The organism is Clostridium sp. LIBA-8841 (assembly GCF_034439435.1).
Taxonomy (GTDB): domain Bacteria; phylum Bacillota; class Clostridia; order Clostridiales; family Clostridiaceae; genus Sarcina.
Map to the genome: position 1 here is coordinate 1 of NZ_JAPCKJ010000008.1, position 19,219 is coordinate 19,219.

Genomic DNA, 19,219 nt, shown 5'->3' on the forward strand with positions numbered 1-19,219 from the left:
CTGTCAACAACTTTTTTCAAAACTTTTAATTTGTTTTGTTGAGTTGTTTGTGTGTCTCTCAGCGACGAGATTTATCTTAACATGTATAGCATTATATCTATGTTTGTAATATGTAGTCTTTCAAATATTATTCCTATAATCCTTAATTTTTCTTCCTTATTCAACATGATTCATATATTGATACACTTGGATAAGTTTTCATGATAAAGAATGTATTTATATGTAAAAATAAAGGAATACTGTAAAAACAAGTATTCCTTTATTTTTAATTTATGCTATTTAACTTACTCTTTTCTTCTAAATCTTTTGCTTTTTAAGCCTAATCCTGCTAAAAGTGAAATTGAACCTAATCCCAAAATAAATCCTCTACCAACTCCATATCCAGTTTGTGGTAATTCATCTTCATTTTTATCTGCTTCTTCTTCATTATTATCTTCTTTGTCTTCATCTTCATCTGGATTTATAGGTTTATCTTCTTCATTTTCATTCTCTTTTATCCCAAACTCTATACTAACTCCTTTTTGATGAAACTTCCTATCCTTTATATCAATCAACTCTGAACTTATAACTTCTATATTAGTTGACTCTATTTCATCAACTGCTTTAAATTCTAATTGGAAATTTAAATCATTAGCTTTTAAATTATTATTTCCCATATTTATTATTAACTCTAAAGTATTACTATCTATAATATTAGTCTGTAATTCTCCCTCTTTATTAAGCTTACCTGAAATAAATTCTAAATCATCTCCATTAAATCTAATCTTAACCCTATATTCTTTTGCTATTATTTCATTAAAATCATCTAATTCAAATTTCACTTCAAAATTTTCCTTTGATTTTATTTCCTCATCAATGTCTATCTCAATCTTTCCTAAATCATATAAATTAGTAATTCCATGATCATAATTATAATAATTAACCTCTGTATTCATAGTTCCATCATCATTCAAATTTGGAATATCTACAGGTAATTTTCCTTTTGCCTCTGCATCTCCGAAAATAACTCCAATAGCTGCTGGTATGTTAGGTCCTGAAGATTTAGTTGGAAATAATGTATCACCTTCAGTTGGATCCATACCCTTGAATCCATATGCAATAACCTGCGCCCTTGCATTATCATAAGCTGCTACATCATAGGGATTTCTTAAACTTATAAGTACGGTATCTTTATCTAACCCATTTCCATAATCTATTACAGCTCTAGGTAAGTCTCTACTCCAATTGCCAGGTTTTAAATGGCTAGCATTACTTGCTAGGGAGGCTACTATTATATAATCAGCCTCCTCAATTTTCTCTTTTAACTTTTCATCTATAGAACCTATATTATTATATGCATAGGCATCTAAGTGCACATTTTTCAAACTATTTTCATATATAAGTCTGTTTATTCCAAATTTCATGCTATGAAGCTGACTTTCATTTGGTGCTATTAATAAAACTTTTTCTCCCTCTTTAGGATTTAATGGAAGTATATTATTTTCATTCTTAGTAACAGTAATAGCCTCTTCTGAAATTCTTCTTTCTATATCTCTATTTTCAATAGAGCCAACAACCTTCTTAGCTTTTTCGAGCTTTTCTTCTAAAGACATATCATCCTCTTTTAAATCAATTATCCCTCTATCTATTTTAAGTTTAACTATTCTTTCTGCAGAATCCGTTATTTCCTCTTCTTTGATTTCTCCACTGTTAACAGCATCTAAAACTCCACTTATTATATAATCTAACTTTTCAACATCAGTTTTATTTCTTAATATAGTAGGCATAAGAACAATATCTATACCTGCGTTTATAGCCATCTTTGTTGATTCTAATTCTCCAAAATTATCTGCTATGGCCTTCATATTCATAGCATCAGTTATTACAACTCCGTCATATCCCATTTCTTCTCTTAAAACACCAGTTATAATATCATCTGATAAGGTAGCCGGAATTCCTATTTGACTTCCATCTTTTTTAGATGTAACAGTATCCTTCTCTACTTGAGGAAACTGTATGTGAGCTGTCATTATCATATCTATTCCATTTTCTATAGCCATTTTAAAGGGCTTAAGCTCTATTTTTCTCAACTCTTCAATAGGCTTATCTACTACAGGTAATCCATAATGTGAGTCAGTTGCAGTATCTCCATGTCCTGGGAAGTGTTTTGCCGTTGCAGCAACACCTTGGTCTTGGATACCTTTTGCAATATTCGCACCTAAATTACCTACAAGATCTGGATTGCTAGAAATAGACCTTACGCCTATAACTGGATTTTGAGGATTATTATTTGTATCTAAAACAGGAGCAAAATTTACATTTACTCCTAAAGCATTTAATTCTCTTCCAATTACATATCCTGCATCATATGAAGCCTTTTCGCTCCTAGTAGCCCCCAATGCCATATTTCCTGGTAAGTTAGTTCCTTCACCAAGTCTAGTTACTATTCCACCTTCTTGATCTAAGGTTATAAGCAATGGCAAATTACCATCCTTATCATTTATAGCTACCTCTTGTAAATCATGTATTAAAGTAGTTGTTTGAACTACCTCCTTAACATTTTCAGCAAAAAGTATTACACCACCTAAATCATATTTATCTATTATCTCAGCAATCTCATTATTAATTTCCGTTAAATCAGATTGTGATGTAGAACCTTCTTCTTGCCACATTCTAAAGTCAGGCATTATCATCTGACCAAGCTTTTCTTCTAAAGTCATATTAGAAACTATCTCCTTAGCTCTAGCATTTGAATCTACTGCCATAACATTTTTATTATTAATGAAAAAAGTAGTCGTAACTATTGAAGCTGCCATTAGTATTGCAGCTATCTTCTTTAATAACATAACCCTCTCCCCCTAAATTAACAATCATACCCATTTGTAAACATTATTTCCTAGTATATGTATACTAATCTTTTAATATAATTATTAATAAAAGATAAAAGATTCTTTATCAAAGTTATTCACTCAAATAAAACTGTTAAGCTTTCTTTAAATTACTCTAATAAAGCTTATTTTAAAGTAATATGCATTTTAATATTCTTTCCTATAGATACATTCATCTTAAATTTATAAAATATATGAAAATTCATATTCACCAAATCTTTTTAGCTAGATAAGTCTAATAGCTTTCATATATGTTGAAACTATTAATGTTATTATGTTAAAACCTGATTATATTTAACACCCTTGTTATAAAAAATTATTAAGTATAGAATTTAATTATACTTTAGTAAAATCTATTTTAATAAACGGAGGTAATTTAATGTCTGCTGAATTTAACAATGATTGGGATAATCTATTAAAAGATGAGTTTGAAAAAGAATATTATTTAAAACTTAGAAAGTTTTTGATAAATGAATATAAAACACAAATAATCCATCCAAGTATGTATGATCTATTTAATGCATTAAAATTTACACCTTATAATGAAGTTAAAGTTGTTATTTTAGGACAGGATCCATATCATGGCCCAAACCAAGCTCATGGCTTTAGTTTTTCTGTAAAGCCTGGAGTGCAAACCCCGCCTTCACTAAGAAATATATTTAAGGAATTAAACTCTGATCTTGGTTGTTATATACCTAATAATGGTTTCTTAGAATCTTGGGCAAAGCAAGGTATTCTTTTATTAAATACAGTTTTAACTGTTAGAGAAGGGCAAGCTAATTCTCATAAGGGTAAAGGTTGGGAAATATTCACTGACAAAGTAATCGAATTATTAAATAAAAGAGATGAACCTATAGTTTTTATTCTTTGGGGAAAAAATGCAATTTCAAAGGAAACTATAATAACTAATCCAATACATAAAATAATTAAGTCAGTACATCCAAGCCCACTATCTGCAAACCGTGGATTTTTCGGTTCAAAACCATTTTCTAAAACAAATGATTTTCTAGTTTCAATAAACAAAACTCCTATAGACTGGCAAATACCTAATATTTAAATTAATTATAAATTAAATTATTTAAGGAAACTTTATGCCCCTAATTTAATATACTCTATTATAAGATTAATTTAATTAGGAGTTATTTTTATGATAAATTATAGAGATGATGACGATGATTTAAAATTTGTTACTATGAATATGAAGAGCAATCAAGACTGTGCTTTTATGCCTATGGATCATAAGTCTAAAGAAAATAAAGCAAAACATAAAATGCATGATCATGATATGATGTGTAAGCCTGGTATGATGCATAAGGATGGTATGATGGGTAAGCCTCACATGATGCATAAATCTGATATGATGTGTGATCATTACATGATGCATAATCCTAGTATGATGCATAATCCTAGTATGATGCATAACCCTAGTATGATGGGTAATCCTATGATGATGATGTGTAATCCTATGATGATGTATAACCCTATGATGATGTGTAATCCTATGATGATGTGTAACCCTATGATGATGGGTAAGCATCATATGATGCATAGTCCTGATATGATGGGTAAGCATTGTATGATGGGTAAGCATCATATGAAGCATAAGGATGGTATGATGCATAAGTCTCATATGATGCATAATCCTATGATGATAATGTGTAATCCTATGATGATGTGTAATCCCATGATGATGCATAATCCTAGTATGATGTGTGATCATGATATGATGGTAAAAACCCCAATGACAACAAAAAAGAGATCAGAGTTATTAGATTAATCTATATGTAGTATTTAAATACTATATATAACAAGCTACTATTAGTATATTTTTAGGACTTATATACTAATAGTAGCTTTATTTGTTTCTATTTTATTACGATTATGGTAATTATCTATTCTTTTAAAAACTTCTATTATATAATCTACTTAAATTAGTATTAATTTAACCCTTAATATTGATTAATCTTAAATATATTTTAATAAAGGAGTGTTGTTTTTGTTGAAAAGGTTACCACAAGAATACCTTATACATTTAATTTTATATATTTCTTTTATTATACTTGCCTTTTTTTTAGAAAGCCCAAAAGAAATAGTAACTGGACTTCACAAAATAATTTTAAATTCAGACATATTAATAACAGATTATATAAGTATAGGTGGTTTTGGAGCAACCTTAATTAACAGTGCACTACTAGGCATAATATTTATATTTTTGTTTTATATAAACGATATTAAATCTACCGGAAGAAGTATCATGTCTTTGTGGTTTTTAACTGGTTTCGGTATGTTTGGAAAAAACATAGTAAATATATGGCCCATAATTTTAGGAACTTGGATATATTCTAAAGTGAAAAAAAAACCTTTCAAAGATTATTTAGTTGTAGCTTCCTTAGGAACTGCACTAGCCCCTACAGTTAGCCAATTTTCATTTTTCCCAGGAATCCATCCTATATCTGGAACAATTATGGGAACATTAGTTGGTATGATAATAGGATTTATTCTTCCTCCAATTGCACAAAACGCTTCAAGGATTCATTCTGGATTTTCTCTTTATAATGTAGGATTTGCGGGAGGTATTATTGCAATAGCAGTAATGTCTTTAATGAAAGCTGTCGGTCATAACTTTGAAACAAATTCAATTTGGCATAAAGGTAATAACAATTTATATATAGTGTTCTTATTGGTAATAAGTGCATATTTCATAATTTGTAGTCTAATTTTAGATAAATCTAAAAAAAGAGTATTAAAAGATCAAATAGGAATCAATAAGGAACATGGTATATTTCCTAGTGACTTCTTTTCAATCTATGGAAGTAGTTGTTATTTTAATATGGGTGTTCTTTGTATATTCTCAACACTTTTTGTATTACTTATAAATGGAGATTTAAATGGACCTACAATTGGAGCAATTTTTGCAATGGCTGGTTTTGGATGTTATGGAAAAAACTTAGCTAATTCTATTCCACTTATTATAGGTGCATCACTAGCCTCTCTTATTAGTATCTCTGATATAAATTCTCCAGTTACAGTGGTTTGTATTTTATTTAGTACAGGCTTAGCTCCTATTTCAGGATACTATGGTTGGCCTTATGGAATAATAGCTGGATTTTTGCATATATTCATAGTTTTCAATATTGGAGAATTACATGGAGGATTGAATTTATATAATAATGGTTTAGCAGGTGGTTTTGTTGCTGCAATTATTGTTCCTGTTATAGAATCCCTTCAAATTACTAATACAAAAAATACTATAAAAAGTTCTTTTAAAAATCCACCTATTAGTTTAGGAATAAAAAAAGAAGCAGATTAATCTGCTTCTTTTTTACATATATAAATTTTATATTAAAAGGGATTTATAGTTTAAGTAGGGGGGAATTAACACTATGTTAATTTTGTACTATAAACCCGAACAAACAATATTTATGTTAGTTTATAACCTTTTTACCTATTTTGCTTTTACTTCTCTTTACTAAAGTATAAATAAGTGAAGATACTATTCCTACTACTCCGCCTAAAGCAAATCCAAACTCAGGATTATTCATTATAGCTCCTAAAGCTAAACCAATTCCAACTCCACCAGCTATACTTTTAGTAAGATATTCACATTCTTTATCACTTAATATCATTTTCTCTAACACTTTTATCACTCCTAACAAATAATCCTTTAATTTAATTATACAAATTACTTATTACAAATTATTTACATTGCACTTAAGCATTAGTTACTTTTAAGAATCAAATTTATATCTTTTGTTAGAATTTAGTGTTACTATATATAATATATTAAGACATTTACTTTACTTTGTAAAGAGTTATTTTTTACCGTTTTAAAAGATTAACAATATATATAATGAGTTATTTCTAATTGCTTCAATCACTTTAATTATTTCTATAAATTCCCTACAATCTTACTTCCATGGAACTCCTTTGCATTAGTGTATTTTTTAAGCTCCAAAAAATTTTCTTTAGTAACTCCTCCACCTGGAAGTATTATTATTCTTTCTCCAGCATATTCAACTAACTTTTTTAAGGTATCTTTATTTTTAAAGGCATTATCATCTCCACCTTTTGTTAGAATCCTATCTACTCCTAATGATGCAAGTTTGTCTATTGCATCAAATTTGTCTTCAATATCATCAAAGGCCATATGGAATGTTATACCTAATGGTCTCGCTAACTGAACAAACTCTTTAGTAGTTTCAAAATCTAATATATTATCTTCATTTAAAAAACCAAATACAACTCCAGTTACTCCTATCTTTTTGCAAAGCTCTATATCATTTTTCATTATATTTAATTCTGCTTTAGAATAAACAAAATTTCCTCCTCTTGGACGAATTATTACATTAATGTCTATTTTCATATCATTCTTACATTGAAGTATTGTTCCATAACTTGGAGTTGTTCCCCCTTGAGATAAGTTATCGCAAAGTTCTATTCTATTTGCTCCTAACTCCTCTGCTCTTTTTCCTTCTATATAATTCCCAACACATGCTTCCAATATCATTGTCATACGCCTCTCTCCTCCTCAGTAATATTCTTTATTGATTCCAACTCAGTACTTTCAAAATTACAAGTGTCACCTCTTCTATCAAAACCTTTAAAATCAAAGTTCAAAAACATTAAATCCACACTTTCTTCCCTTAATATTTCTAAGATGTTTATATTTATTTCTTCTTTAAGCTTCTCATATTTTAAATATTCAAATTGATCTGTATAGAAATATATAAAAATTCTAAAGCCATAAGTTGAAAGTTCATTAAAGCTTACTATTATTAGATTTTTATCTATTTTATCATGTTCTCTTAGCATATTCTCTATTTTATTAACAGAATTTTTTATACTTTCTATAGATGTTTTACAATCCATAGTAAATTTAAAATGTATTCTTCTTAATTTTCTTTGAGTCCAATTTATTATGTTACTATTGGCAAGCTTTGAATTTGGAACAGTAGCCAAGGCCATAGAAAATGTTCTTATTTTCGTACTTCTAAATGTAATCTCTTCTACTAATCCTTCTACATCGCCTGCTTGTATCCAATCTCCAATAGAAAATGGCCTATCTAGAACTATAACCATCCCTCCAAATAAATTAGAAAATGTGTCCTGTGCAGCTAAAGCAAAAGCAACTCCACTTACTCCTAATCCTGCAATGAAACCAGTTAATCCAAATTCATTAGCAATTATAATTATTCCTACTAAGAGAATCACTAACCTTATAACTATAGATAAAAAAGGAAACACTATGGTATTTCCGCTATCATTTTTATGTAATTTAGAATAAAGCAATGAATTCTCCAAAGTTAAGTTATATGCAAAATAAATAAACGATGCTATTATTCCAACTCTTATAATCTTATATGTAGAAAAAAAATCTAACCCTAATAAATCAACATTTATCACCTTAAAGATTGAATATATGCCTATAAATGATACAAAGAGTTTCAGTGGATTTTCCAATGCTCTAACAATATTATTATCTAAGTAATTTTTAGTCTTTCTAGCGCCTTTCCTTAGCAATTTGAATAAATTAGTTATCAATATTTTGTTTGTTATTAAAACAATTAGCATAATAACAAGAATTATAATAATTTCATTTATATTAATAAGTGCTAACCTTTCAAAAAGACTCTCAATTTCTTTCATAGTTCACCTCTGAAAAAGATATTATCTACTTTTTATCTTTTCCTTAAATAACTATTTTATTTTTACTCTTTTAAATAACTTATCTAAATAGTAGATTGTGTTTTAAACTATGATTGATTTTTAGAAATTTCTTTATAGATAACTTAATTAAAACTTGCTAAAAACTCTCTTGCTTCTTTTCTATTCCTTAAAATAAAAGCATATAAAATACCATTTAAGTATTTCATATGCTTCTATTAATGTCTATTCTCACTATTTCAGTAAAGTGTTCACTAACTTCTTGATTATCTTTACCTATATTCTATTGATGTACATGACTTTTTATATATGATTTTACCTCTTCTGGACGAATATGAAGAATAGTTGCAAATTCCTCATTTAATAATTTCTCTGCAGTCTGCATAATCTCTTCATCGCCCTTACATACTTTTTTGCCATCTAATTTTCTCTTCTTTTTATCTAAATATATACTTCTTATCAAGGTAATTAAATCATCACAATTCCCGCTTTTAAGCATTGATTTAAATTGTTCATTCCTTTGCTTATCATCTTTTATCCATAAGGTTTCCTTATTAGGTATATCATTTATCAATGAATCTACATCATCCTTGGAAAGTATTTCTCTCATAGAAATCTTCTTATTATCAACAGGAATCTTAATTACTGTATTTTTAGAATAACTAGAATAAATAGGATTTAATACGTAATATTCTTTTTCTATATTATTAATAATAGCTTCTTTAGTAATATCTATAACTTTACAAACTCCAACAGTTCCATACATTATATAATCATTAATTTTAAACAATAAAATTTCACCTTCTTTAAATTAAAATTTTGCTCTCATTGCACCATTAACACATTGCACTTTTAATTCAAGTAGTTAGCAATTATACTTTTCTAAAATAAAAAAAGTAGTTTTAACAACTGGAATTACGTCATTAAAACTACACACTGTATAATTCTATTTTACCATATTAAAAATTTTTAGTGTAAGTAAATATTTTTATTTAATAATTTTTATATGGAAAATCTCTTATTCAATGTCAATTTTCATATATTTATAATAATACTTCATATCATTTTCATTGATTTCTCTTAAGACTCTACATGGATTTCCAACTGCAACTACATTGGCTGGAATATCTTTCGTAACCACACTCCCTGCTCCAATCACCGAATTATCACCAATATGAATTCCTGGAAGTATTACAGCACCTGCACCAATCCAAACATTATTTCCTATGTGAATAGAAACATTATATTGAGCTTGTTTACTTCTTAATTCTGGGTGTATAGGATGTGTTCCTGCTGATACAGTAACATTTGGACCAAATAAAACATTATTTCCAACGAATATATCACAATCATCAACCATTGTTAAATTGAAATTTGCATAAACATCATTACCAAAATGTACATTCTTACCACCCCAATTAGCATGAAAAGGAGGTTCTATATAACAGTTTTCTCCTATCTCAGCAAACATCTTCTTTAGCATTTTATTTCTTTTATCCTGTTCAGAAGGACGTGTTTGATTAAAATCATAAAGTAACTCTAAACATTTCATCTGTTCATTCATTAATTCCTCATCATTACAATAATAAAGCTTTTGACCGTACATTCTTTCCCTTATTTCTTTTAACCTCATAATGATTCTCCTTTTTCGATAATGCATAATATAATTCCCAATATTAATTATAGACTATATATAATTTCTAAATATATAAGCAATTATATTAGTTAATAAAATTTAATTAACTATTCTTACCTAAATTAATATATTTATATTATAACTTATTTGAGGTGATTAATATTTATATAAATTCAATAATGTATGATTATTCTAAGGAACAATTGACTTTTGAACTATTAAAATTTTATGAAGAATGGAAAAATCGTTATTTAATTACTGTTAAAGATTCTTCTCCTACTAAAGAATATCTTTTTTATACTCTTGATCAACCTACTACTAACAATGCAGTTACTTGCTCTGAAGCTATGGGATATGGAATGGTCATTTTCCCTATTATGTACAAGTTTGATAAATTCGCTAAAGAACATTTCACTAATATTTATAATTTCATAAAATCATATCCTAGTTTTTATAATAAAAATTTAATGGCGTGGCAACAAATTATGGACTCTAATGGCAATATAGTAAATAGCGAACCCGAAACTTCCTCTGCTACTGATGGAGATATGGATATAAGCTATGGATTATTAATTGCAGATAAATTATGGAGAAAACTTGATAAAATTGATTATAAATACGAGGCTGTTAAAAGAATTCAAGCCTTAATGGATAGCTGCGTTGATAAAGATGATTATATTTTAAACTTAGGTGATTGGGTTACTGGATTAACTAACAGTACATTTAAAGGTGTGACCAGAAGCTCTGATTTTATGCTTTATAGCCTTAGATCATTTGTTAAAGCTGATACTAAAAACTCAAAAAAATGGAATTTAGTAATTACTAGAATACAAAAAATTATTAACAGCCAAATGAAAAGAGAAAGCAAGGATAATGGACTTATGCCAGATTTTTTTATTAAAGAAAAAGGTGTTTTTATAGCTCCTAATACAAAAATATTAGAATCCATGCATGATGGGGATTATTATTTTAATAGTGCTAGAATACCTTGGAGGTATTCTATGGATTCAATCTTAAATAAAAAAATCTCTATTTCAAAACAATTATCTATCCTCAACAAATGGATAATAAAAACTACAAATACTACTCCTGAAAACATTGTTTCAGGATACTATTTAAGAAATGGTCCTCCTGGCCAACCTTTTGGTACCTCTAATGATTTATCATTTGTAGCACCATTTCTTGTATTATCACTCCTACAAAAGGATAATCCTAATTGGACAACTAATCTTTGGAACCATATATTATCTATACCCCTTGAATCCTCAACTTTCTTTGGTAATACTTTGAAACTTATGGCTATGATAGTTGCTACAGGAAATTGGATTTCTCCATAATAAATAAAAAAATCTCTATCTTAGATTTAATCTTTTTTTATGAGATAATAAGATTAAATAAAATCATTAAGGAAGGTGATTTATATGACAAAGATAGAACAGCTGGCTGAAATCCTAAAAAATAGTGATAATATCGTATTTTTTGGTGGGGCTGGTGTAAGTACAGAATCTGGAATTCCCGACTTTAGGAGCTCTAATGGATTATTCAATGAAAAGCTAAATATAACTTTTACTCCGGAACAATTAGTTTCACATAGCTTTTTTAAAAGATATCCTGAAGAATTTTTTAATTTTTATAAGGCTAAACTTATATATCCTGATGCTGAACCTAATGGAGCTCATATTGCCTTAGCTAAGCTTGAAGAAATGGGAAAATTAAAGGCTATAGTTACTCAAAACATAGATGGTCTTCATCAAAGGGCTGGAAGTAAAAATGTTTTTGAACTTCACGGATCAGTTCTTAGAAACTACTGTATGGATTGCCATGCTTTCTATGACGAAAATTTCATACTAGATTCAAAAGGAGTTCCTACTTGTACTAAGTGTGGAGGAATAGTTAAACCTGATGTGGTTTTATATGAAGAGCCTTTATATGATAATGTTATTAGAGGTGCTGTTGATGCTATTTCTAAGGCAGATACGCTTATAATAGGTGGAACTTCCCTAGTTGTTTATCCTGCAGCAGGACTTATTAACTATTTTAGAGGAAAGAATTTAGTTTTAATAAATAAAAGTTCTACTTCTGCAGACTCTAAGGCAGGTTTAGTTATTAATGACTCTATAGGTAATGTTTTAAATGAAGCCGTTAAAACTATAGAATAATTTCTTGGTTATATTTAAACATGTAACTTTTAGGTTTATAAATTCTTAATTTACTTATATTGATATATATTTAATTACAAATATTATTTAGAACTTAATTAAGACTGTGTTTTAAACTATTTTAAAATCAAGATATACTTAAAACATAGTCTTAATTCAAAGAAATATTATTAAGTATATTTTAGAAGTTGAGAATTTCATATGATTACTCAAAAAATTATAAGTCAGAAAAAAGTATTAAAGTTTAATTCTTATTAATAAAAAAGCGGACTATCATTAAAATAATAGTCCACTTAAATTCTATTCAATTAACTTCTATGTACTATTTCCAGTTACATAGTTTTTTTATTTCTATCCTTGAGAAACTTGTTGTTTTACAGTTGAAATCTCTTCTGGAGTTGCTGGTTGAGCTGGAATATAATATCCTTTTTCTTTTGCAACTTTGAAAAGAGCATATTGACGTACTTCATCTTGATTTCTCATGTTTTGTATTGTTTCTCTTAATTGTTGATTCTCACATTGAGCAATTACGCTTCCATATCCTGCTAAACTAGCATTTATTCCAGCGAGATAATCATTTATCACTTCTTTTTCTTGCATCTTAAATTCCTCCTATCCTAAAAATGTCATTAACTTTTCTTTACTTGCTTTTGCATCGTCAGCATCTTTGTTTAACATGTTTTTTAATTGTTGATCATTACATTGTTGTGAATAATCTCTAAGTTTCTTTTCAATTGTACAATGAGCTCCAATTAAATGACGAAGATTTTGTAATTCTAATTCATTTAGATTAGCCATAATAATTCCTCCTAACGTGTCAATTTTCCTTATTATTTTAAGCTCTTTTTTAAATTTTATTCCTTTTAATTATTTTATTTTTTTACAATAAATGTATTTTTGTTTTTTAAAAATTTATGTAATTAATCCTATCTACTTAAAATATATTATATTAAACACTATTTTAAGGAGATTTTAATGCTTACTTTTTTTTGTTTTCTTATAATCCTAGTAACTCTAGGTGCATTAGGATTTGTATTATATCAATGTAATATTAAATTTACTGAGTATAAAAGACAAATTTTAACCCTGAACAATCAAATTTCAAAATATAAATCAACTACCTATAACAAAACAAATAATGGAAACAAGAAAAACTTAATAATAAATTTTAGTCAACCTGAATTTAAATATGGTATTACACTTCCATATACATCAATTTTTATAGCTCCATCTACAGATTCTCTAGTAATAAATAGATTAAAAGAAAAATCTCATGTTAAAATTATAGATGAGGCTGAAATTAATAATGAAATCTGGTACTACTCTTTACTTAATACAGAGTCGAAAATAAATTGTAATGGCTGGATTAAAAAGACACAATTTTCTATGCTTATGGAAGATAGTAATACGTTCTTGTATGATAAGCATGACTAACTAAAAAAATACACTTAAAATCAACATCCACCTAAAATATTGCCAAATATAAAAGAGTAACATCAATTAAATTTTAAAACTTAATTGATGTTACTCTTTATTTCTAACTATCTTTTAAAAAAAGAAAAAAGTCCTCGTTTCTTTTTCTTAACTTTTTGTCCTTGAAACTCTACTTTTTCGTCATTCATCAAAGCAAGCCCAGTAGCTTCAAATCTTTTGCTTGCTCCTCTACTTATTCTATTAATCACTTCACAAGCTTCTCTTAAACTAGTATTTCTATTTCCATTACTATGAGCATCAGACCCTATAAAACTATATATGTTATTTTCCAAGAAAGTCTCTGCTGTTTTCTTTATTTCTTTTCCAAATAAACCTGTAATACTCCCGCCATTTAATTGAAATAAATATCCTTCATCAATAAATTGATTTATCTTTTCTGGATCATTTATAAAATCCATATATCTCTCTGGATGAGCAATTACTGGTGTTATTCCTTTTATCTTAAGTTCATATATTGTATCTATAGCCTTCTGAAAATTTATTTTATCCATAGGAAACTCTATAAGCATATATCTTGATTCTGCTAATGTTCCAATTTCATTAAGTTTATAATCCTCTAATATATAATTATTGAAAAATACCTCTTGTCCAGGATAAATTTCAATATTTAAATTATTTTCTTTAGCTAATCTATTTAACTCATTAACTTTATTTTTTATACTACTATAGCTTTCTGTCCAATAACCTTTAAAAAAATGAGGAGTTGCAATTATTTTTTTAGTTCCTGATTCTTCAGCTCTTTTTAACATTTCTAAAGACATCTCATAACTTTTAGATCCATCATCTATATTAGGTATTATATGTGAATGTATGTCTATCATGATTTTCCTCCTTAAAAGAAACACCTTAATTTTTCTATTGTTTTTCTTATTAACTTATTTTTCTTTTAAAAACTTAAATAAGGAATATAATCCTTCCTTAAATAAACTCACCCTTAGCTTCATTTTTACATGAATATTTTACCATAATATAAAATCAAATAACACCTCTATGTCACCCCAGTATTTTACATATTAAATATTGATAATACATATTTTAATTAAATAAGAAACAAGAATTAATAACTGTATGATTAATATGTAAAAGTTTCTATAAAGATGTCTTTTATTATTCAAATCTTTTACTTTTATTAATTATATAAAATATTAAAAGGACTTTTTTAAAAAAGTCCTTTTGTCTACAGAATAAATAACTTAAAATACTTAATTTCTATTATATTTAGTTTTAAATTTTGATACAGATTCGACTTAATCTAATTTATTCTCAAAAATATAGTTTTTAATTTCATCCTTTACAACTTCATTATCAAAATCCAAATAATATATTCCATTAACTTCTATGTTTTCTATATCCTTATCCCGTGGAAATCTAGCCTGCTCTAATCCATTAGGTATAAGTGTTGCAAAAGTGGTTGCCGTTGAAAGAACTTCACCAGTACCTAAACTAGTCTGTATATAAGGTAAAAACTCACCTATTATACTTGGATACTCTTCTAGAGGAGTTAACTTTAATTTCTCAAATATAGAATTTAGTATATTCCTTTGTCTCTCAGTTCTTCTAGCGTCCCCTCCATCTGTATATCTTATTCTTGCATAGGCTAAAGCTTGTTCTCCATTTAAATTATATACACCAGAAGAATCAACTCCATTAATAAAATCTACTTCATCTTCTTGTATGTTTATATCTACTCCACCTAATTTATCAACTATCACAGGTAATGATTCCATTTTTACAGCCATAAAATCCTTTATATTAAGTCCAAAATTTTGATTTAATGTCTTTATAGCTAACTCTGCTCCTCCGAAAGCATAAGCGTGATTTATCTTATCCTTACCTTCTCTACCTGGAATTTCAACATAAGAATCTCTCATAATTGATGTTAGCTTTAATTTTTTATGCAATTCATCTATTGTTAAAATCATTATAGAGTCAGAACGACCTTGTCCATCTTCATCATCTATACCAAATAAGGCTATATTAGTTATATTTTTATTAACCTCTTCATTTACACCTAAGTTTTTTTCATCTAGTTGTATTTTTTCCATCTTTCCTATAAAGTTAGAAACACCCCACATTCCTAAACCTACAATAGCTAAAAACACAAAAAATATAGTTATAAAAGTTATCTTTATTATTTTTCCCTTACTCATATCTTCACTCCTTTATTATTACATTTTATAAGAAATCTCTAAACGTATTTTTACAAAATTGGAAACTCTATGTTAAATAAAATAAATAAGCTGTATCAAACTCCACCATAAAATAAAGTTTCAAATTATAAACCTTATTTTAAAGTGAATCTAATACAGCTTTTTTGCTAAATATTATACTCTACATTTTCTTTTTTTAAGCTTTCAATCTCTAATCTGTTAAGTTCAACTTCCTTAAGAAGTTTACTTATTTCTTCATTCTTATAAGCTAACTCTTCTTCATAAAAAGAATTTATCTTATAATTCAAAATCATTATCAGATTTAAAACTACCTCAGAAAAAGTAAATTCTACTACTGGATCATTTTCTTTATAGTTATTACTTAATTTTTCTAAATCATTTTTTATTTCATAGTATATTGATTTTATCTTATAATTTGAATTATCACATTCTAAGGCGTTACTTATATTTTTAAAAGCTTTAGCATTATCATTTATTAGCATATAGAGCAAAGCTAATATTTCTTTTACTTCTATTAACTCTTTTCTTTTATCTCCTATATCCTCTAATAAATTTATTGCTTCTAAATAATTTTTATTTTCTACTAAACTTAAAGACTCTATATATTCTTCCTTTATTAAATTAAATTCTTCACTATTTATATCATTAATAAATTCTAACGCTCTATTATCCTCATATGAAATTTCTAAACTTTCACTCCAATACTTTTTAGCCTCATTAAAATTACAATATAGATAATTTATTATTCCCAAAACATTTAGAGTATCTATATTTACATTTCCAGTCTTATGAATTTTTTCTAATAACTCTTCACCATCTTTTAATCTTTTATTTGCTACTAAATCTAAAGCCTTGTTATAAATAACTTCTAAAGCTTCTTCACTATTATTCATATAAAATGCTCCCAATATTAATTAACAAAATCAAATAAGAAATCTGTAAGCTCTTCATCTAACTTCATAAGTGCCATTTTATCATTATCTACGATAGCTTCCTTCATATCATTCATAATATCTTGAAGTTTTTCTCTATCTGCACTCGGTAACATTGGAATCTTTCTCTCTGCTAACCTGAAATTAGGTTCTACTAATCTAAATAAGTTATCTGACTTCCAAGGAACTAAGTCTGCCTTATTATCATTTTTTGAAACAACTTCTCTAAGATCTTCAACTTCTTCTTTTGAAAGGCCTCTTGTAGACATTATTTTTGAAATCTCATCTCCAGTAGAAAGAATTTCTGCTGAAACATTTAAAATTCCATTTAAATCATACTCAAAAGTTATATCAATCTTTTCCTTTCCAGTATCAGCCTTAGGAATTCCTGACAATATAAATTCATCTATTAATGTGTTGTCGCTAACGTATCTACTTTCTCCTTCATAAACACTTACTAGCACCTCTGTTTGATCGTCCATAACTGTGCAATATCTCTTTGTTACATTTGAAGGTAATTTTGAGTCTCTATCAATTATAGGATCGAATATTCCACCTTTTAATGCTACTCCCAAGGTATAATTACAAGTATCTGTAACTATAATTGTTCCTGAATCTCCAACTGGAATATCATTCTTTATAGCAGCTTGTACTGAAGCTCCTAAAGCTACTGCCTCATCTGGGTTTACCCCTCTTGCTATCTTTCCTTTAAATCTCTTTTCAAGCATATTTCTTACATAAGGTATTCTACTTGAACCGCCAACTAATAAAACTATATCTATTTCATCATCTACAATCTTAGCATCCTCTAAGGCTTCATTTACTATATCTTCAGTTGAATCTATTATTTCTTTAACATTATTTTCAAACTCTTCTCTAGTTAATACCATTTCTAAATTTATTGGATTATTATCTTTATCTGCTCCAATATAAGGTAAAACTATTTCTGCCATTTTAGAGCTTGATAAAGTTTTCTTAGCCTCTTCAACTCCTTCTTTAAGTCTAGCTAAGGTTCTACTATCTGATGCATCTAACTTTATTCCTGTTGATTTTTCAAATTCACTTACTAAATAATCTATTAACTTATTATCAATGTCTTTTCCGCCTAAGTAATTATTACCTCTACTTACCTTAACATCTAAAACTCCATCAAACATTTCTAATATAGTTACATCAAAGGTTCCGCCACCAAAATCATAAACTAATATATTTCCATTTTTATCTATATTATCTACTCCATAAGCCATAGCTGCTGCAGTAGGTTCATTTATTATTCTTTCCACCTTAAATCCAGCTATTTCTCCTGCATTTTTAGTTGCTTTTCTTTGAATATCGTTAAAGTTAGCAGGAACAGTAATAACAGCCTCCTCTACCTCTTCCCCTAAAAAATATTCAGCTACTTCTTTTAACTTTTTTAAAATTAAAGCTGAAATCTCTTCTGGTCTATATTCTTTATCTTGAATTCTTATAATTTCATCTGTTCCCATAATTCTTTTTACTTCTGAAACTGTTAACTCGGGCTTTAATAAAAGTTGATTCTTAGCTTTCTTACCAACCTTTATCTCATCTCCATCTATTGATACTACTGATGGAATAACATGTTCATCTCCCTCTTCAACATTTCTTATAATACATGGCTTACCATCCTTAACATAAGCTATTTCTGAAGTGGTTGTCCCTAAATCAATTCCTATTATTTTTCCCATTATATATCCTCCTTATTTTTAACTACTACTACTTGAGCTACTCTCTCAACTTTTCCCTTATATATGTATCCTAATTTTAAAACTTCTGTTATCTCATAGTCTTTTCTATTGTTATCCCAAATAGTGCTAACACATTCATGTAAGCTTTCATCAAAAAAAGTTTCTTTTCCATCAATAAGAAGGATATCCACATTTATCATTATTTTTTTTACTATGTTGAATAAACTACTCATAGCTTCAACCAACATCTCATTATCAGATTTCAAACTAAAATCATAAATATATTTTATGTTATCTATTACGTTAATTAAGCTTTTAACGAACCTTTTCTCCCTTATTTCTAACTCTTTATTTATCTTTTTACTCCGCAACTCTTCTTCTTCACTTTTTTGTTTTATATAACTTGTAATTCCTTCAAGACTATTTCCTATTCTATAAATTTCTTCAATATAATCCTGGTTTATATTTTCATTTTGTATTGCTATTTTTTTTATGGAGTTTTTTATTTCTTTCAACCCTTTATCTTCTATAAATAATTCATTATATCTTTTTTCTTCGCAAATACTTTTTAATTCCTCTTCATAGTTCAA

19 protein-coding genes are annotated in these 19,219 nt (G+C 27.6%); 6 read left to right on the top strand and 13 right to left on the bottom strand.

Annotation, left to right across the window (positions count from 1 at the left end):
• Nucleotides 1-284: 284 nt before the first annotated feature.
• Nucleotides 285-2,825, bottom strand: a complete 2,541-nt coding sequence (locus tag OIF33_RS16230) for a glycoside hydrolase family 3 protein (protein ID WP_322505282.1) — start codon at nt 2,823-2,825, stop codon at nt 285-287.
• A 421-nt stretch (nt 2,826-3,246) separates the two neighbouring features.
• Between OIF33_RS16230 and OIF33_RS16235 the strand changes: the two genes are divergently transcribed.
• The 3 genes from OIF33_RS16235 to OIF33_RS16245 all read left to right on the top strand — a co-directional run bounded on the left by OIF33_RS16235 (nt 3,247) and on the right by OIF33_RS16245 (nt 6,177).
• Nucleotides 3,247-3,924: a uracil-DNA glycosylase gene (locus OIF33_RS16235; protein ID WP_322505283.1), complete on the top strand. Its 678-nt coding sequence runs from the start codon at nt 3,247-3,249 to the stop codon at nt 3,922-3,924.
• Nucleotides 3,925-4,014: 90 nt separating this feature from the next.
• A complete protein-coding gene (locus OIF33_RS16240) occupies nt 4,015-4,644 on the top strand; it encodes a hypothetical protein (protein WP_322505284.1) in 630 nt (209 codons plus the stop codon).
• Nucleotides 4,645-4,866: 222 nt separating this feature from the next.
• Nucleotides 4,867-6,177, top strand: coding sequence for a DUF1576 domain-containing protein (locus OIF33_RS16245; protein ID WP_322505346.1), 1,311 nt, complete (start codon nt 4,867-4,869; stop codon nt 6,175-6,177).
• A 115-nt stretch (nt 6,178-6,292) separates the two neighbouring features.
• Here the strand turns inward: OIF33_RS16245 and OIF33_RS16250 are convergent, their stop codons facing one another.
• The 5 genes from OIF33_RS16250 to OIF33_RS16270 all read right to left on the bottom strand — a co-directional run bounded on the left by OIF33_RS16250 (nt 6,293) and on the right by OIF33_RS16270 (nt 10,164).
• Entirely contained in the window at nt 6,293-6,505 is a 213-nt protein-coding gene (locus tag OIF33_RS16250; RefSeq protein WP_322505285.1) for a hypothetical protein, read from the bottom strand.
• 251 nt (nt 6,506-6,756) lie between these two features.
• Nucleotides 6,757-7,380: a copper homeostasis protein CutC gene (locus OIF33_RS16255; protein ID WP_322505286.1), complete on the bottom strand. Its 624-nt coding sequence runs from the start codon at nt 7,378-7,380 to the stop codon at nt 6,757-6,759.
• Complete coding sequence (locus tag OIF33_RS16260; protein ID WP_322505287.1) at nt 7,377-8,513, bottom strand: mechanosensitive ion channel family protein; 1,137 nt, start codon at nt 8,511-8,513, stop codon at nt 7,377-7,379. Before OIF33_RS16260 ends, OIF33_RS16255 begins: the two co-directional genes overlap by 4 nt.
• 301 nt (nt 8,514-8,814) lie before the next feature.
• Nucleotides 8,815-9,321: a CarD family transcriptional regulator gene (locus tag OIF33_RS16265; protein WP_322505288.1), complete on the bottom strand. Its 507-nt coding sequence runs from the start codon at nt 9,319-9,321 to the stop codon at nt 8,815-8,817.
• A 228-nt stretch (nt 9,322-9,549) separates the two neighbouring features.
• Complete coding sequence (locus tag OIF33_RS16270; RefSeq protein ID WP_322505289.1) at nt 9,550-10,164, bottom strand: sugar O-acetyltransferase; 615 nt, start codon at nt 10,162-10,164, stop codon at nt 9,550-9,552.
• Nucleotides 10,165-10,370: 206 nt separating this feature from the next.
• On the opposite strand from OIF33_RS16270, the gene OIF33_RS16275 reads away from it, so the two are divergent.
• Nucleotides 10,371-11,504, top strand: a complete 1,134-nt coding sequence (locus OIF33_RS16275) for a glycosyl hydrolase family 8 (protein WP_322505290.1) — start codon at nt 10,371-10,373, stop codon at nt 11,502-11,504.
• A gap of 84 nt (nt 11,505-11,588) precedes the next feature.
• A complete protein-coding gene (locus OIF33_RS16280) occupies nt 11,589-12,326 on the top strand; it encodes an NAD-dependent protein deacylase (protein ID WP_322505291.1) in 738 nt (245 codons plus the stop codon).
• A gap of 351 nt (nt 12,327-12,677) precedes the next feature.
• On the opposite strand, the gene OIF33_RS16285 is transcribed toward OIF33_RS16280, so the two are convergent.
• Together OIF33_RS16285 and OIF33_RS16290 are read right to left on the bottom strand one after the other, a co-directional pair.
• Nucleotides 12,678-12,926 (bottom strand): spore coat protein, encoded by a 249-nt coding sequence (locus tag OIF33_RS16285; protein WP_322505292.1) that lies wholly within the window; start codon nt 12,924-12,926, stop codon nt 12,678-12,680.
• A gap of 12 nt (nt 12,927-12,938) precedes the next feature.
• Complete coding sequence (locus OIF33_RS16290; RefSeq protein WP_322505293.1) at nt 12,939-13,124, bottom strand: hypothetical protein; 186 nt, start codon at nt 13,122-13,124, stop codon at nt 12,939-12,941.
• A 177-nt stretch (nt 13,125-13,301) separates the two neighbouring features.
• Between OIF33_RS16290 and OIF33_RS16295 the strand changes: the two genes are divergently transcribed.
• Entirely contained in the window at nt 13,302-13,760 is a 459-nt protein-coding gene (locus OIF33_RS16295; protein WP_322505294.1) for a hypothetical protein, read from the top strand.
• 107 nt (nt 13,761-13,867) lie between these two features.
• Here OIF33_RS16295 and OIF33_RS16300 read toward each other — a convergent pair whose 3' ends face one another.
• From OIF33_RS16300 to grpE, 5 genes are all read right to left on the bottom strand, one after another.
• Nucleotides 13,868-14,641: a tyrosine-protein phosphatase gene (locus OIF33_RS16300; protein ID WP_322505295.1), complete on the bottom strand. Its 774-nt coding sequence runs from the start codon at nt 14,639-14,641 to the stop codon at nt 13,868-13,870.
• 426 nt (nt 14,642-15,067) lie between these two features.
• The gene (locus OIF33_RS16305; protein ID WP_322505296.1) at nt 15,068-15,970 is read right to left on the bottom strand and encodes an LCP family protein; all 903 of its coding nucleotides are present in this window, start codon (nt 15,968-15,970) and stop codon (nt 15,068-15,070) included.
• A gap of 167 nt (nt 15,971-16,137) precedes the next feature.
• The gene (locus OIF33_RS16310; protein WP_322505297.1) at nt 16,138-16,884 is read right to left on the bottom strand and encodes a hypothetical protein; all 747 of its coding nucleotides are present in this window, start codon (nt 16,882-16,884) and stop codon (nt 16,138-16,140) included.
• 17 nt (nt 16,885-16,901) lie between these two features.
• On the bottom strand, nt 16,902-18,629 hold the full coding sequence (locus OIF33_RS16315) for an Hsp70 family protein (protein ID WP_322505298.1): 1,728 nt from the start codon (nt 18,627-18,629) through the stop codon (nt 16,902-16,904).
• Nucleotides 18,629-19,219: a nucleotide exchange factor GrpE gene (gene grpE, locus OIF33_RS16320; RefSeq protein WP_322505299.1), complete on the bottom strand. Its 591-nt coding sequence runs from the start codon at nt 19,217-19,219 to the stop codon at nt 18,629-18,631. Before grpE ends, OIF33_RS16315 begins: the two co-directional genes overlap by 1 nt.

Bases quoted from the DNA above. Each gene is read 5' to 3' on its own strand.
- OIF33_RS16230 (WP_322505282.1), bottom strand. From the start codon at position 2,825: ATGTTATTAAAGAAGATAGCTGCAATACTAATGGCAGCTTCAATAGTT.
- OIF33_RS16235 (WP_322505283.1), top strand. From the start codon at position 3,247: ATGTCTGCTGAATTTAACAATGATTGGGATAATCTATTAAAAGATGAG.
- OIF33_RS16240 (WP_322505284.1), top strand. From the start codon at position 4,015: ATGATAAATTATAGAGATGATGACGATGATTTAAAATTTGTTACTATG.
- OIF33_RS16255 (WP_322505286.1), bottom strand. From the start codon at position 7,380: ATGACAATGATATTGGAAGCATGTGTTGGGAATTATATAGAAGGAAAA.
- OIF33_RS16260 (WP_322505287.1), bottom strand. From the start codon at position 8,513: ATGAAAGAAATTGAGAGTCTTTTTGAAAGGTTAGCACTTATTAATATA.
- OIF33_RS16270 (WP_322505289.1), bottom strand. From the start codon at position 10,164: ATGAGGTTAAAAGAAATAAGGGAAAGAATGTACGGTCAAAAGCTTTAT.
- OIF33_RS16280 (WP_322505291.1), top strand. From the start codon at position 11,589: ATGACAAAGATAGAACAGCTGGCTGAAATCCTAAAAAATAGTGATAAT.
- OIF33_RS16285 (WP_322505292.1), bottom strand. From the start codon at position 12,926: ATGCAAGAAAAAGAAGTGATAAATGATTATCTCGCTGGAATAAATGCT.
- OIF33_RS16290 (WP_322505293.1), bottom strand. From the start codon at position 13,124: ATGGCTAATCTAAATGAATTAGAATTACAAAATCTTCGTCATTTAATT.
- OIF33_RS16295 (WP_322505294.1), top strand. From the start codon at position 13,302: ATGCTTACTTTTTTTTGTTTTCTTATAATCCTAGTAACTCTAGGTGCA.
- OIF33_RS16300 (WP_322505295.1), bottom strand. From the start codon at position 14,641: ATGATAGACATACATTCACATATAATACCTAATATAGATGATGGATCT.
- OIF33_RS16305 (WP_322505296.1), bottom strand. From the start codon at position 15,970: ATGAGTAAGGGAAAAATAATAAAGATAACTTTTATAACTATATTTTTT.
- OIF33_RS16310 (WP_322505297.1), bottom strand. From the start codon at position 16,884: ATGAATAATAGTGAAGAAGCTTTAGAAGTTATTTATAACAAGGCTTTA.
- OIF33_RS16315 (WP_322505298.1), bottom strand. From the start codon at position 18,629: ATGGGAAAAATAATAGGAATTGATTTAGGGACAACCACTTCAGAAATA.